The sequence below is a fragment of the Veillonella montpellierensis DSM 17217 genome (genome assembly GCF_000426745.1).
GTDB classification, from domain to species: Bacteria; Bacillota; Negativicutes; order Veillonellales; family Veillonellaceae; genus Veillonella; species Veillonella montpellierensis.
Genome location: NZ_AUFY01000027.1, coordinates 1 through 15,588, shown reverse-complemented (window position 1 = coordinate 15,588; position 15,588 = coordinate 1). Strand labels below are relative to the sequence as shown.

Sequence of the window (15,588 nt, the reverse complement as noted above, 5' to 3'; positions counted from 1 at the left end):
CATAGCATAAGCTAGTAAGAGTCCATGTAGACGACATGGTTGATAGGCCAGATGTGGAAGCTGTGTGAGCAGTGGAGCTGACTGGTACTAATACATCGAGGGCTTTACTTAATACGTTACTTAGTGAATTATCTAAATCTTCTATGCGGTTTTCAGAGTACAAACTCTGACAGATTCAGTGACGATAGCTACGAGGCTCCACCTGTTCCCATCTCGAACACAGTAGTTAAGCTCGTACACGCCGAAAGTACTTGGCTGGCGACGGCCTGGGAGGATAGGAAGTTGCTGATTAAGCATAAGCACTTACCATTTGGTAAGTGCTTTTTTGTGTGCTTACACATGGAAACTTTGTTACAGACTAACCGTATTGTGATGTACATATAAAGCATATGTGAAATAGACTAATAAAAAGTTTTTACTATTGCTAGTTAATGTAGCCGTGTAAGAGTATATCCTTTACTCGTAGCATGTGGGGTACAATGGATAGATAACACGAGTAACAGCAAGGCTTTTGTATGTAGGAACTGTAATGACCTATTAGTATGCGAAGTATTCAATGAATAGAAAAAGTGTATTAATAAGAGGTTTATTATATTGTTATCCTATGTTCTAAAAGGGATGAGAAGCAGTTGTATGTCAATTGAAGTTTGATTTCTATTATAGGCATAAAAACGTTGCTATGATCTAACGTATTGTGATGTATTTATAAAGTAGATACTGAATAGATCAGAAAGGGGATGATAAGAGCTTTCGTTTTACTATCCATAGACCGAGATTAGGAAATTAAATTTCCATTCAAAATATATATGATAATTTATCGAAAATATCTATATTAGCCATAAATATTATTAATATGAAAAATTTTCAGTTTTAAACGTATACTAATTGTTAAAAATTCTTTAATTTTCTATGTTTTCCTAAATCATTATTATATTGATAGAGAAAATATGATAATAGTTTTTCATTTGTTGAAAAATTGAAAATATCATAAAGTATAGTACGAAGATTATAATCTATTAAACACATGTGGGATATCTTTTTATTATAGTAGCAACCAAGGGGGAATTATGAATTCAAAAAAAATAAAGTTATCCATGGCTATATGTTTAAGTCTGAGTACATTAACCTTCATACCGCACACTGTTTTGGCGGAGCAAACAGTGACGGAGTTTAGTAAAGGTGAAATTATGAATGGGCAACTTATTTTGTCTGGTGATCTAAAAAAAGGTGGTATTTGGGATAGTACTAGTAAAAGATATACTTTTACTAAAGATAGTACCTTTAATAAAAAGTTTAAAGGCATAGAATCTAAGGCGGCTGATGTGACTATCCATGCACCTGGCGTTGAGCTAACCTTTGATAAGGTGAATAACAATATGCCTATTCGTGCTATTAAAGGCTCTGAAACTAGTATGGGGTGGCGTGAATGGAAAGCCGATAAGATAGAGGAACCTAAAGGGAATATTGATATTACTGCTAAAAAAGTAATTGTTACTGTAGATCAAGCAACGAAACCTAGGGATACCTTTGCCTTAGCTATTTCTTCAAATCGTAAGGATAACACACCAGCTAAAGTGAATATTAAAGGTGATGTAGATTTTAATGTAACGAATGGGTATTGGAAAGAACCAGATAAAAAAGCAAGTGAAACGGTAACAGGTGGTATTGGGGTGGTTAATGCTGGCGAAGTAACAATTGACGGCAATGCTAAGATTCATGTGGCAATCCCTAATCAAGGCGTGCGAAGAACCTACTATTTTGTGGGCCATTACTTTGTCAATGGTATCTATGCAGGGTTAAACTATGTGGCAGAAAATAAAGGACCTACAGTACATATTACTGGCGATGTAGATATCGATGGAGATGGTACGGGGATACAGGCTAATTCTCGCTCCGCTATTACGATTGATGGCGGTGGTCGTATTGCGACAAAGGATACTATGGATTTCGAACATTATGCGATTGTTTCTGAAGAATCAACAGTTAGCATGAACTCCAAGGTAGATGACACAGGAAATCTCATAGGATCAAATGGGCATAAGGTAGAAATATTAGGTAATGTGGGTATGTTCAATCGTGAACCAGTAAACGGTGCCGATAATGATACGCTCACCTATGGCAACACGCCGACTAAGGTGAATCTATCTCTTTCTACACCTGACTCGTTACTAAAAGGTCGTGTTATTAATCATTATGCCGAAATTGAACGAACACATCCAGCTGCGGACAAAGCAAAGATTCGAAAAGCTACAGGAATGAATTTTATTTTAGAAAATAAGGCTACCTGGAATAATATTAATTATGGCAGACCGTTTAAAGGGTTTCAGGGCATAGGTGATTTTACTGGCTCAAAGATAAAAAATTTAATCGGTGGTGCGACACCTGATACAGCAGGTACTATTTTACAAAATGATGCACATCCGATTCTAGTGGATTCTTTATCTGGTGCGATGAATGTTATGTATGCACATAGGAATCAAGGCACATCGGATGATGATTACACAGGTGGAGCTTTCATTGTAAAAGAAGCAAAAGAAAATTCTCAGGTTACATTATTGACGGATAGCACTGATGTGAATATGAAGGACCGTGTTTCTGTTGAAAAGGTATTAACTGCACTGAGCAAAAAATTGAAATATGAAGATGCTACTAAGCATCCGCAACGGTTAGCAGGGAAAGTAGGTATTGCGGAAGGCCTTACATCATCTTCAGCTACCTTGGTAGAAGGCACACTTACCTATACAGAGGATAAGGTAGGATCCTATGTACAGGGGGCTTTGGAGAAACCTGTTGCAATGGGAACCTATGAAACAAAGGTTATGAAAGATGAACGGTTAGCTAGAACTGCCATTAATAGAATTTGGACCAACAATTTCAAAAACTTCCATGCACCAATGCGAGATAAGGAATTTGATGTTCGTATGACTCATGGCGAACTTTCAGTGCAAGACGATGTAACAACGAAATACAATGAAGTGGAAATAGCATATGGAAACCGTATACAGCCACGTCTTGATTTGGTAACATCGGTTACCTATCTTAATGGATCGGGTAAGACTGTTAACAAAGATAAAATCTATACGGGTAAAGTAGAAGGTACGTATCATTTAAATGATCGTAACTCGATTGCTCTTGCTATGGGACTTGGTCATATAGAGCATGGATTTACATCGGTGAATGATTTTGGCATGTCTACTATGGGACGTTATACAACAACTGCATTAGGTACGGCTATTAAATACGACCATAACACTGTTTATGGTGGATGGCATATTAATGGTTCTGTTCTTGCGAGTGTAGCGAATATACCGGGAAGAACCTATAAGGCATTAAAAAATAATCAACCAGTTACTGTTACGCAGAAGGATTTCACTAGTTGTATACTAGGGGGCATGCTAAGTGCTTCAAAAGAGTTTAATCGCGTGAATGTATATGGATCGATTGGTTTATTCCGTGAATATAATGGTACAGTAGGTACATCGTATATGGCAAACGATGGAGGTCAGAAGACGACATATCATCGGGGTACATATAATTGGGGCCATGTTGATCTTGGATTAGCATATCAGGTATCAAATGCAGCTACTATGTATATTGACTATGGTCAGTCATTTGGACATAGTAACCATGCATCCTGGAATATTAATTCTGGCATTAAATTTATGATATAGTTAGATTTATATTTATAAAATAATTATTTATTACACAACCTACACAACACCTACTAAAAAAGAGATATCCTAATGGGATATCTCCATAAGGAATTTACAATCCTGTAAAATAATGGCATAGTCGTAGTCAGCGGCTATGCCATTTTTACGTTACTTGGAATATATACGGCACTATGAAGTTGAAGATAATGTTTATCGTATTGGTAATCCTATCCCATGAATTTTCGTTTCCGTATACATAAACCTGTTCGACGAAGATGTTGATGATTTCTGCATTCAATTCGAGCAATCATCACAAGGCAGTGAATTAGAATCCGACTTTGTAGGTCTATTTGATGATTTTGATGTCAACAGTAATAAGCTTGGTACCATTGTTGCCAAAAGAAATGAAAAACTCGTAAAGCTATTAAATGGTGTGGTTCATATGAACTTCGGTTCTGTACAAGACCATGATATCGATGCCTTTGGGGATGTCTGTGAATATCTGATGACTATGTATGCATCTAACGCAGGCAAGTCTGGCGGTGAGTCCTTCACTCCAGCCGATGTGTTATAACTTTTTACTCGCCTTGGTACAGCCCGAAAAACAGAGGTCAATAAGGTATACGATCCAGCCTGTGGGTTTCGTGTCATAATAATGACACAGGCAAATAGGCAAGTAAATACAAGGAGTTCAAGACTTCTACCGAAGTTTAAAACTCAAAAGATAAATAGTTGGTGTGCTGATTAGAGCAGTTATTACGAAAATAAATGTTGTAAACAGTACATCAGCATAAAGAAGAAACTCACATGTCTAAGGCAAAAAAGACACGATTGAAGCAAGTGGAGAAGCAATCACAAAGATTGATTATCTCAAAGACCTTGGAAGTGAAGAAAAGGCATTGGAATTTCTAAAACAAGAAATGGAATATGGAGACTTTGTCTCTATTGATGATAATGACCTAAAAAAAGCATTAGGTCTTGAAAGAGATGACGATGGTAATATCTATGATCCGCTTCCAAAAGATTTGGACAATGATGGTGTGCCAGATAGATACGATAATGACTTTAGAGACAGTGACTACTTTGAAACTACTTATGATGTAGAGGATAATATTCACACAAGGGCAGAAAGCAAAGAAAAGGTATCTGAAAACCATCTATTTTAGGGCAAATTAAGTCATATTAATCACAAGAAAAACAAGTAGAAACACGAGAAAATAAGTCAAAAGAACACGATGAACGTTAAGGGGCTTATTACAAGCTCCTTTTCATTTTTAGTAGAAAAATGGAGGTATATTATGAACTACAAAGAAATGAGAAATATACTAAAACAAATGGCAAACGAAAATCACGAAGATTTTGTAAAGGCACTAATTAGTTTTGAAAAAGGAATCAATGATAAAGATGCCTTGGACAAGTTATACCAGGAGTATATGGATAATGACAGTATGAGCTTACTTAATGATGAATTTGATTATTTGATTGATGAACTCAGAGAAAATGGACAGATTAAAGAAAGTGCAGCAATCGAAAAAGAAAAGCCATCTGTACTGGGACAAATTAAGAAATATCATGTTGAGAATAAGGCAAAGCCTACGGAGAAGAAAGAAGCTTCAAAGGAAACTGAGAGATAAGATATGTCGGTGTGGTTTTCGAACTGCACTGATTTTTTTTATATTTTTACGATAGAAATAAAACGAGATTTATTCTATAATATTACATATGTTAAATACGCATATTCGGAGTTGGGAGTTCTAAAAATGAAATTTAATTACAATGGATTATGGAAATTACTTATAGATAAAAATATGATGAAAAAAGATTTAATGGAAAAAACAGGAATTTCACCATCGACTGTGGCAAAGATGACAAAAGGAGAACCTGTTAATATGCAAATTTTATGGAAAATTTGTACCAAATTAGGCTCAGATATTGGAGAGTTGGTTTGTATTGATAAAAGTTGTGAGGAAAATAAATAAATGGCGTTTACAATTGATGTTGATGAGGGAAAATGGAGCAAAAAAGTTTTAGAAACCCTCCTTATAGACAGAACTACTAATAGAAATATAATCTGGGGAACAGATGACTATGAAAATTTAGGAAAAGAGTACAATTCTCACTTTCCTATTCTTTTTTATCTAATTACGGGGAAAAATAGCAATATTATTCAGCCAAGAATATTAAAAACAAAAGAAAATCAAGGCAATCGAACTAAAGAAAAGGCAGAGGTCTTTACACCTGTTTGGATATGTAATGCTCAAAATAATTTGGTTGACAAGGCATGGTTTGAAAGAGATAAAGTTTTTAATATTGAAAAAGAAAAAACTTGGGAAGCTACCACTGAACAAATAGAATTTCCTAAAGGAAAGACTTGGAAAAAGTATGTTGATGAAAATAGACTTGAGATTACCTGCGGAGAAGCTCCTTATTTAGTCAGCCGTTATGACACAGTTACAGGAGAGCCTATAGAATTAGAGAGTAGAATTGGTATGCTCGATCGAAAAATGAGAATTGTAAATGAAAATACTGAAACAGAAAAAGACTGGTTAAAATGGGCAGAAAGAGCCTTTCAGAGTGTTTACGGTTTTGAGTTTCAGGGAGACAGTTTACTTATAGCAAGAGAAAATCTTCTTGCATCCTATTGTGATTATTATGAAGCTAGATTCAAAAGAGAGCCGGAAGAAAAAGAGCTATTAAAAATTGCAAAAATAATTTCATGGAATTTATGGCAAATGGATGGACTTACCTTTACTATTCCTTATCAGGAAGCTGTTGAACCATATATGCAACTTAAGTTTTTTGATTTAGCAGGAGAAGAAGAAAAAGTTTTATGTGTTATTAAAGATTGGCGAGCAAGAAAAAACATTACTTTCCAAGACTTGTTAAATAAAGAGGATGATGCAAATGAAAGAAAATAAGATTGAAGCTATAGATATATTAGATAGGATTATCATTGGAAGAGTAGAACCTCATATTTATGCTTTTACAACAAATACAGTGCCAAATTATTTAAAGGTTGGCGATACATATAGACCTGTATCAAAAAGATTAAATGAATGGAGAGTATTTTTTCCAGAACTAGAGAAGCAATATGAAAATAAAGCCATCATCGATGAAGAAACTTATTTTAGAGACTATGCCATTCATCAATATCTTGAGAACGATTTAAACAAAGAAAGACTAAAGCAAGATGATTTAAAAGATGACATCTACTACAGTAAAGAATTTTTCAAAGAAACAGAAATAGAAGATATTGATAATGCTATTGAAGATATAAAGGAAAATTATCAGGCTAATTCAAATAAGTATGAATATTATAGTTCCAAGAATAGATTACCGCAGATATATCACTATCAAAGAGGCGGAAATTGGGATTTAAGACCAAACCAAGAAGCTGCTGTAGATAGCTTTATTAATGCTGTTAAAAATGGGCGAAGAAATCTTTTAATGTATGCAGTTATGCGTTTTGGAAAGTCATTTACATCACTTTGCTGTGCTTTAAAAATGAATGCTAAAACTGTCCTAGTTGTATCAGCTAAGGCGGATGTTAAAGATGAGTGGAAAAAAACGGTTGAAAGTGCAGGGAACTTTTTCGAGTATGTATTCTTAGGATCATCTGATTTACTGGCTAATGAGAATGTAATATCAGAAAAATATTCAGAAGGAAAGAAAGTAATTATATTTCTAACTCTTCAAGATCTTCAAGGGGATAAGATTAAAGATAAACATAAGGAGCTTTTTGGAGAACAAATTGACCTTCTTATTGTTGATGAAACACATTTTGGTGCAAGAGCAGAATCCTTTGGTAAAATTTTAAAAAATGCTGGTTATGATAAGACAGATGAAAAGAATATAAGTAAACTTGAAGATGAAAATATAGATTTAGTAGACGCAGATATTGAGATTAAAAAAATTAACGCAAAAATAAGACTTCACCTATCAGGAACACCTTATCGTATTTTGATGGGAAGCGAATTTGAAAAAGAGGACATTATTTCATTTGTTCAGTTTTCAGATATTGTAAAAGAACAAGAAGAGTGGGATAGAAAATATCTTAATAATGATGATGTGAATGAGTGGGACAATCCATATTATGGTTTTCCTCAAATGGTTCGCTTTGCTTTTAACCCAAACAAATCTTCTCGTGAAAAAATGGAAGCTTTGAGAAAAAGTGGAGTTAGCTTTGCGTTTTCAAAATTACTTGAACCGATTTCTATAAAAAAAGATGCGATTAATCAAGGGCATAAGAAGTTTATAAATGAGTCTGAAATTCTTGATTTACTTAGGGTAATTGATGGAAGTAAAGAAGATGAAGAACTATTAGGCTTCTTAGACTATGATAAAATAAAAGAAGGCAAGATGTGTAGACATATGGTTATGGTTTTACCTTATTGTGCTTCTTGCGATGCCATGGAAGAGCTTGCTAGAACAAATAAAGATACATTTAAGAACTTAAACGAATATGAAATTATAAATATTTCAGGTGTAGAAGCTAGAAGAGAATATAGTAAGCCTGATGATATTAAGAGAAAAATTAAAGAGTGTGAAGAACAAAATCAAAAAACATTAACACTGACGGTAAATAGAATGCTAACAGGCTCTACTGTAGAACAGTGGGATACCATGCTTTATTTTAAAGATACAGCTTCCCCTCAAGAATACGACCAATCTATTTTTAGGTTGCAAAATCAATATGTTAGAACCTTATCTAGTGAAAATGGATTTATCAAAGAGAACTTGAAACCTCAGACTTTGCTCGTAGATTTTGATCCAAATCGACTATTTAGAATGCAGGAACAAAAATCTCTTATTTACAATGTAAATACAGAAGAAAATGGAAACAGTAAGCTAAAAGAAAGAATTGTAGAAGAACTTCGTATTTCCCCAATTATTATGATGAATCATAATAAAATAAAACAAGTAGATGCTACGAATATTTTAGAGGCAGTAAGTGAATACAATAATCAAAGAAGTGTTTCAGATGAGGTAGTGGATATACCTGTTGATTTAGCTCTTTTAAATGATGCTGATATACGAAAGGTTATAGAAGCTCAAGCCGAATTTAATTCAAAGCAAGGATTAACCATAGATCCAAATCAAGGTGATGGTGAAGACTTGGATATAGAAGAGGCAAAAGATGATAAAAAAGATAGTGGTGATAAAAAAGATACACCAACTGAAGATTATACTGAAACAAAAACAGATGATGAGGTTAAAAAACTAGAAAATCAAATTAAGACATACTATCAAAGATTACTTTTTTATTCTTTCTTAACAAAGGACAAGGTTTCATCGTTAGATGATATTTTGAATACATTGGACAAATTTGACAACCAAAGAATTGCAAAAAATCTCTATTTGGAGAAAGGTGTATTGCAAAAGATTAGCGACAGGATGGATCCATTTAAGAGAAGTAGTTTGGATTATAAAATTCAAAACATCTCTAGGCTTGCCTCAGATGAATGTGTTGCACCTCTTGATAGGGCGATGACCTCAATTAAAAAATTTAATCGAATGTCAGAATCTGAAGTTATCACTCCGTCAAAAGTGTGTGATGAGATGGTTGCTTTATTACCAGAAGAAGGCTTAAGAAAAATAGTTGATAATCAGGACAAGTTTCTTGATATTGCAAGTAAATCAGGAGAATATGCTGTAGCACTTTATAAAAGATTAACAGCTGAACTTGGATATGCTCATAAAGATATAAAAGATATAATTTATTCAATTCCTACATCATCTATAGCTTATGAATTTACAAGAAGATTTTATGAAATATTGAATTTGAATGTAGATAATATAGCAAACAGGTTTAATGCATATGATTTGATTGAAGTAAAAGATGAAAATGGAGAAGTAGACAACACAAAAATTAATAACTTGCTTAAACAAGATAAAACATTTAGTGAAATTACTTTAAAAGATGAGATAAAGGTAGGTGATAGGAAAGTGAGATTTGGAGCAATAGTTGGAAATCCACCGTATCAAGAAATGATTAGTGAATCTAAAGGAAATAAATCATTAGGAAAACAACTTTTTCCAAACTATATAAAATTATCAATGGATATTACAGATGTATATGCAACATTAATAACTCCATCAAAGTGGTTCACTGCAGATGCACAAGACAATTCTTTTCCTAAGCTAAGAGAATATGCAAAGAGAAACAATCATTTTAAAAAAATAAAAACGATGGCTAATGGTGCGTCTGTTTTTGAAGGAACAGAGCTAGGATCAGTAAATTATTTTTTATTTGAAAAAAAATATACTGGAAATACTGAATTTATTCATGATAAAGAAGAAAATAGTGCATATAGACCATTATTTGAAGAAGATATGGAACAAATAATATCTATGAATTCTATGGTATCCATACTGAATAAAGTCAGAAATCATGAAAGTTTTGATACATTGATGACAATTACAAAAGGAAGAAATGCTTTTGGTATTACAGGTAAGGAGGCTACTAGCAAGACTTCTGAAACCTATTTTGATGGTTCATATTCAGTAAGGTGTTCTTATGAGAGGATAAGATACACAAAAGAAGAAGAAATCACAAAGAATAAAGAACTAGCTAACAGATATAAAGTGTTTATGTCTAAGGCTAACGGTGCTGCCGGTATTTTAGGTGAGAAATACGAAGTCGCAATATTAGGAAAGCCATATATTGGTTCTAATCGTTCCGTTTGCACAGATTCTTTAATTCCTATTGGAGATTTTTCAACAGAACAAGAGGCTATTAATCTATCTAAATATTTATTAACTAAATTTTTAAGATTTATGGTCGGCATTCTAAAATCTTCTCAGAATACAACTCAGATAGTATATAGGTTTGTCCCAATGCAAGATTTCACAGAAAAATCGGATATTGATTGGTCAAAATCTATAAATGAAATCGACGAGCAATTATTCGATAAGTATGGGTTGTCAATAGAAGAAAAAGAACATATAAAATCTTCAATTAAGGACATGTAAGGAGGAATATAAAAATGAGTGTACAATCTGAATTAAAAAAATTCAATGATAAAATCAGAGCGGATTTTGAAGTGAAAAAAGAATTAAGTGAGAAGAGAGATATATTGCTTGGGAAATTGAGGAATAATGATGATTTACCTTCATTTAAAGAACTAAATCAAGGTAGTTATGCAATGTGTACAGGTATCGAACCTGAAGATGACAGCGAATATGACATTGATGTAGCTTTAAGATTTTCTGTAAATAAGGATGATTATGATCCAATTGAAATAAAAGAAAAAATTTGTGAAATTCTAAAAAATCATACAGACTACGGATCTGAAATTAAGAAACCGTGTGTTACAGTTACTTACAAAAAAGATGGTGAAGCCAAATTTCATGTTGATTTAGTTACTTATCTTTATGCTGATAAAGATGATGAAAATAGTCAATTGTATATATCCAAAGGAAAAAACAAAGGCTCACAAGAATGGGAAGAGGCTGATCCTAAAGGATTGGTTGACTACATAAACGATAGTGTGGAGGTTGGAGAAAAAAGAAATCAATTTAGAAGAGTTGTTAGATATTTAAAGAAATGGAAAAATATAAAATTTTCAAATACTGGTCATGCTAATCCACCTAGTATAGGTATCACGTTGATTGCTGCTGATAATTTTAATTATTATGAAGAAGATGACTTAAACTCTCTAATTGATGTTGTAAATACCATAGTTAATAAGTTTAGCTATGTTAGGACAAATGAATATGGAAGGTATATGTATAGAATATCTTTATCGTTACCATATATCTTAAAGTTTAAGTTTGGTAATGATGTTTTTGAAAAAATGAGTGATGCTCAGATGACAGATTTTAAGGATAAAATTGAAAAATTAAAAAAAGATCTCGTAGAAGTCAGAGATGAAGCAGATGAACTAGAACAATATAAGAAATTAAATAAAATTTTTGGAGATGATTTTGAAATACCTGAAGCAAAGAATTCAGCTAAAAAACAATTTGATTATATTCCCGCTTCTAGTGCTTCTGGAATGGAGTAATTAATGGTGAACTACACTGATATTAGCAATGTTGTACTGGATAATAAACATATTTCTGAATCAGATGTTAGGCAAAATGAAATATTTAATGGACAAAGTTATGCTTGGATTATTAGCTGCAAACTTGATATATTGAAGAAGTGGATACCTATTGTAATAGGTATCCCTGATGACTGGGAATTAAATTTGTTTGATTTCTATTTGATTGATGAATTGCCGTTTATACCTCATATAGATAAAAAAGGGAAATTATGCTTATTTGATTTAGAAGGCACAATAATTTATCCGGAATTTGCAGGGCTTTTTCAGCAATGTGTTTTAAAGGCGAAAGAGTTAATTGAAGATGGAATTTCAGGTAAAAATAAAGAGGATTTTATAAAGGAATTTGATTCGTATTTTGCACTGCTCAGTGATATATCTATTGCTCATGTATCATTGCCAACTGAGAAGAAAGATACAAATATAAAATTTTGTGAAACAGCATCGAATAGTAAACGAAGAAAGAATGAATCGTTTGCAGCGTATACAAAAAGAAAAAATGATGTAAAATACTTTGCTTCTACCAATCAAAAAGATTTTGATACTTGGGGGAAAAAAGGTACACAAAAAAACGGTATCTATCTTTACATTAATCCACTTGAGTATATATATCCTCCTAATATTTTTGATTATAAGCTTGATGAGTTCTTAAATAGACTATTGAGTTTTATAGACTTTGAGTGTTTCAATAAATTAGAAAGTAAATGCAGTAATAGATTAATATTGGTTTTTGAAATAAAACAAGATGATGATACGGTAAATACTTGCGGATTTATGGTTGAGAATCCAAAATTTTTAGAAAAAAATAAAGTTAAACTCGTATCTTTTACCAGAATAATCCCACTTTCAATTCATAGACTAGATGTAGATTATTTATCTAGTAGAACTTCTTTTTTGCAAAAGGAGATTGTTAATAAATCTATTTTATTGATTGGATGTGGCTCTATTGGCGGCTATGTATTTCATGATTTAATTAAATCAGGATGTAAAAACATAACACTCGTTGATAACGATATATTAAAACCAGAAAACGTATTTAGGCATTTTCTTGGGATAGAATCAACTTATGGTTATAAGGCAGTATCTTTAGTTAACTATGCAAAGAGGACATTGCCGGAAATAAATGCAAAAGCAATTTCGAAAAAAATAGAAGATGCAATAATTGATTGTGATTTAAATTTTGATGATTTTGATTACATCGTTTCTGCCACTGGTAATCACACGCTAAATATATGGTTGAATAAATATCTATTGGAAAATAAAATTCTGAAAACAGTATTTTATATATGGAATGAGCCTTTAGATATAGGTTTGCATGTTGCGAGAATTAATATTAAAGACGGAAATGATTATCGAGATATTTTTAGTATCAATCATGGCGAAATATTAGATTTATCTTCATATGTTAAAAACGGACAAGTTTTTGCTAAAACGTATTCTGGATGTAATGGTACATTCATACCTTATGGATCAACGTTATCAGTTGAAAGTTCGATTTTGTTCATGGATTTATTTAAGCGAGAGATAGATGGAAGGGTAAGTAATAATGTTATTGCTTCTAGAAAGGAAGATGATTACTATCTTACTAAGGCAGGTTTTTCTGTTTCGGATAGATATATAAATCAAAAAGAAAAATATCTAGAAGTGTCATTATGTGATTTAGGAAAGGATGATATATAGGGGTGAGCAATGATATTGCGATTATTGTAAATAAGAGAAAAATCAAAGTATGCCACAACATAACACATACCTTACTTGAATACATGCAAAAAGGCTTTTTCTCAAGGGAGGCTGGCGGGATTTTGATAGGCAAAGAAAATAAATCTAATGAAAATATAATAATTAATCATATAACTGTTCCGATGCCTAAAGATGAAAGAAAACATAACAGATTTATAAGAAAAGATAAAAAACATATAGAATTATTTAAAAATCTTTATAAAGAAAGTGATGAGACTCTCAGATATGTAGGAGAGTGGCATACTCATCCTGAAGCAATACCTAATTTTTCATGTATAGATTTAAAAAATTGGAAGAAAATTAGCAAGGATTCAAAGGGTGATGTTAAATTTTATCATATAATAGTAGGATATAAAGCCATTAGAATGTGGGAAATAAATAATACATTACAAGTTAGATTAATAAATACTATTTTCTGGAAGGATATGGGTGTAAATTGATAGTGAAAAAATATATAAAGAACTTTATATTAGACTCATCAAGAGAATTAATGCAAATATTATCCCTGATTATTTGTGTAATAGCTCCAACGATTGTTAATCTAGCTGAAATAATTAAAACAATTTTGGGTGATGTGAGCCCTACGATAGAAAATGCAAAATATTACTATCTAATGATTTCTGGGAATTGGACTATGGGATGTCTAATTGCAGTATATGTTTTATTTCATATTATTAGAAAATCAAATAAAGAGAAAATTTATAATAAAGGGAACATTTATCATAATAAACCATATTGCTGGTATTGGTTTTGTTCAAAGATATTAGGATATGAAAAATGCAACTTAATCTTAGTGCCAATATATACTCAATATAAGTTGATTCTTAGAGATACATTTGAAGAATATCCTTTTGAAGAAAGTGTTTTTCCACAGAAAGAATACCAGATTAATGTTGAAAGAAAAATGAATGAAAGAAATTCTAACTCTAAAGATATTAATTTAATAATACAAGATACTTATCCTATCTCTTACAATCAAATACCTTCCAATTTCAAAACCAATACGACTATTTCGGTGAAAAGAGATTTTTTAAGATTTGGTGAGAGGGTATATTCTAAAGAACTTGTTGATACTATTGTTGAAGAGATAAGAAAATTAAGCGACGGTGTAACCCTTAATATTTTTTCAACGACGAATTCTAAAAATACATTTGAAATTGTAAAAAAAGCTATATCTCTTGCAGAAAGAGGTAATGTTAAACATGTTAATGTATTTCAACAAAATAGGGATGGAGAAAGAATTTTTGCTAATAAACCTCATAAAGTTATGTAGGTGTTTTAAAACAACATGAAGTTCATGCTTGCAATATGCTTGCAAAAAATCAGATAAACAGAAATAAACTAGATAATAAGACTAAATCCAATGACAAAACATTGATTTTACGCCATTTATACAAAACGATATTAATGGACGGATCGAATGGTAGTAAGTTGTAATATGAAAGAAAACTGGTATTTTTGTGTGGTTATGGAATTTTGAATATTGTTTTCGCAACACATTGATAACAGTTGTATAGCTCTAATATTCTTGTAATTAAATAGTTTTATGGTTAGAGTATGATTGACCAGTGGTTATGTAATCAATACATCCATATTATAAATTAAGTCCTTAGCTGTGGGTATAAAACTTATGGCTAAGGCTTTTTGTCGTCTTTATTTATCTGGTTTAAGATAATCTTTGAATATTTTAATTAAAGCGTAACTAAGTTACTGTAAGTATATGTTCTACCTTTTTGTGGTATTGAAAATATATAAGAGTCGCTATAGAATTTTTCCTACAAGTGGTAGGATGTATAGGTATATTGTAGATATAAAAGAACTGGCAGAGTATATGTTTTATGGTTGGTAAAGAATATGCTGATAGGCGAGGCGTAATGAAAAAGATGAAGGCGGAGAAGCAGTGTGAATGGATTAGTAGAATGTGTAACATTCTACTACGCATAAGGGAAAAGGTAAATGCTGAATTAATTTATGAGTAACAACAAAATAAGGGGGAAATAATTTAAATTTTTACTTAAATTGCAATATGAAATTGAACAGTATCCAAATCTACAATTCTATTAACTTCTTCAAGAAAGACATCTAAGGGGGTTCTATAATTTAGAAGCTTGCGTGGCAAATTATTGCACCATTGAAGTGTTCGTTGAATT

At 32.0% G+C, this 15,588-nt stretch carries 13 protein-coding genes, 2 rRNA genes and 1 pseudogene; 14 read left to right on the top strand and 2 right to left on the bottom strand.

Translation table 11 applies throughout. The features are described from left to right. From K357_RS0106915 to K357_RS0106905, 3 genes are all read left to right on the top strand, one after another. Positions 1–112 (top strand): 23S ribosomal RNA (locus K357_RS0106915); the annotation flags it as partial. A 62-nt stretch (positions 113–174) separates the two neighbouring features. Further along, a 5S ribosomal RNA gene (gene rrf / locus K357_RS0106910) occupies positions 175–291 on the top strand. Between the two features lie 776 nt (positions 292–1,067). Beyond that, on the top strand, positions 1,068–3,671 hold the full coding sequence (locus K357_RS0106905) for a hypothetical protein (RefSeq protein WP_028258047.1): 2,604 nt from the start codon (positions 1,068–1,070) through the stop codon (positions 3,669–3,671). 145 nt (positions 3,672–3,816) lie between these two features. Here the strand turns inward: K357_RS0106905 and K357_RS10090 are convergent, their stop codons facing one another. Next, positions 3,817–3,951, bottom strand: coding sequence for a hypothetical protein (locus tag K357_RS10090; RefSeq protein WP_425314971.1), 135 nt, complete (start codon positions 3,949–3,951; stop codon positions 3,817–3,819). Positions 3,952–4,095: 144 nt separating this feature from the next. Between K357_RS10090 and K357_RS09885 the strand changes: the two genes are divergently transcribed. The 11 genes from K357_RS09885 (at position 4,096) to K357_RS10085 (ending at position 15,417) form a co-directional block, all read left to right on the top strand. After that, on the top strand, positions 4,096–4,227 hold the full coding sequence (locus tag K357_RS09885; protein ID WP_211218951.1) for an N-6 DNA methylase: 132 nt from the start codon (positions 4,096–4,098) through the stop codon (positions 4,225–4,227). 325 nt (positions 4,228–4,552) lie between these two features. Further along, entirely contained in the window at positions 4,553–4,819 is a 267-nt protein-coding gene (locus K357_RS0106895; RefSeq protein ID WP_028258046.1) for a hypothetical protein, read from the top strand. Between the two features lie 132 nt (positions 4,820–4,951). Continuing rightward, positions 4,952–5,287, top strand: coding sequence for a hypothetical protein (locus tag K357_RS09040; RefSeq protein ID WP_038113809.1), 336 nt, complete (start codon positions 4,952–4,954; stop codon positions 5,285–5,287). Positions 5,288–5,413: 126 nt separating this feature from the next. Next, complete coding sequence (locus K357_RS0106885) at positions 5,414–5,632, top strand: helix-turn-helix domain-containing protein (RefSeq protein ID WP_028258048.1); 219 nt, start codon at positions 5,414–5,416, stop codon at positions 5,630–5,632. After that, a complete protein-coding gene (locus K357_RS0106880) occupies positions 5,633–6,571 on the top strand; it encodes a hypothetical protein (protein ID WP_028258045.1) in 939 nt (312 codons plus the stop codon). Beyond that, a complete protein-coding gene (locus K357_RS0106875; protein ID WP_028258044.1) occupies positions 6,558–10,625 on the top strand; it encodes a DEAD/DEAH box helicase family protein in 4,068 nt (1,355 codons plus the stop codon). The genes K357_RS0106880 and K357_RS0106875 overlap by 14 nt, the downstream gene beginning before the upstream one ends. A gap of 14 nt (positions 10,626–10,639) precedes the next feature. Then, positions 10,640–11,659, top strand: coding sequence for a nucleotidyltransferase domain-containing protein (locus K357_RS0106870; protein ID WP_028258043.1), 1,020 nt, complete (start codon positions 10,640–10,642; stop codon positions 11,657–11,659). 6 nt (positions 11,660–11,665) lie between these two features. Further along, positions 11,666–13,378, top strand: a complete 1,713-nt coding sequence (locus tag K357_RS0106865; RefSeq protein WP_211218950.1) for a ThiF family adenylyltransferase — start codon at positions 11,666–11,668, stop codon at positions 13,376–13,378. Between the two features lie 2 nt (positions 13,379–13,380). After that, positions 13,381–13,878 (top strand): Mov34/MPN/PAD-1 family protein, encoded by a 498-nt coding sequence (locus K357_RS0106860; RefSeq protein ID WP_028258041.1) that lies wholly within the window; start codon positions 13,381–13,383, stop codon positions 13,876–13,878. A gap of 2 nt (positions 13,879–13,880) precedes the next feature. Continuing rightward, positions 13,881–14,711, top strand: a complete 831-nt coding sequence (locus K357_RS0106855; protein ID WP_211218949.1) for a hypothetical protein — start codon at positions 13,881–13,883, stop codon at positions 14,709–14,711. 565 nt (positions 14,712–15,276) lie between these two features. Next, positions 15,277–15,417, top strand: coding sequence for a TnpV protein (locus tag K357_RS10085; protein ID WP_156004918.1), 141 nt, complete (start codon positions 15,277–15,279; stop codon positions 15,415–15,417). 35 nt (positions 15,418–15,452) lie between these two features. Here K357_RS10085 and K357_RS10080 read toward each other — a convergent pair. Next, positions 15,453–15,588 (bottom strand): annotated as a pseudogene (locus tag K357_RS10080) (IS30 family transposase); the annotation flags it as partial.

Coding starts and splice junctions, on each gene's coding strand:
- K357_RS0106870 (WP_028258043.1), top strand. CDS start 10,640: ATGAGTGTACAATCTGAATTAAAAAAATTCAATGATAAAATCAGAGCG.
- K357_RS0106875 (WP_028258044.1), top strand. CDS start 6,558: ATGAAAGAAAATAAGATTGAAGCTATAGATATATTAGATAGGATTATC.
- K357_RS09040 (WP_038113809.1), top strand. CDS start 4,952: ATGAACTACAAAGAAATGAGAAATATACTAAAACAAATGGCAAACGAA.
- K357_RS09885 (WP_211218951.1), top strand. CDS start 4,096: ATGAACTTCGGTTCTGTACAAGACCATGATATCGATGCCTTTGGGGAT.
- K357_RS0106880 (WP_028258045.1), top strand. CDS start 5,633: ATGGCGTTTACAATTGATGTTGATGAGGGAAAATGGAGCAAAAAAGTT.
- K357_RS0106885 (WP_028258048.1), top strand. CDS start 5,414: ATGAAATTTAATTACAATGGATTATGGAAATTACTTATAGATAAAAAT.
- K357_RS0106905 (WP_028258047.1), top strand. CDS start 1,068: ATGAATTCAAAAAAAATAAAGTTATCCATGGCTATATGTTTAAGTCTG.
- K357_RS10085 (WP_156004918.1), top strand. CDS start 15,277: ATGGTTGGTAAAGAATATGCTGATAGGCGAGGCGTAATGAAAAAGATG.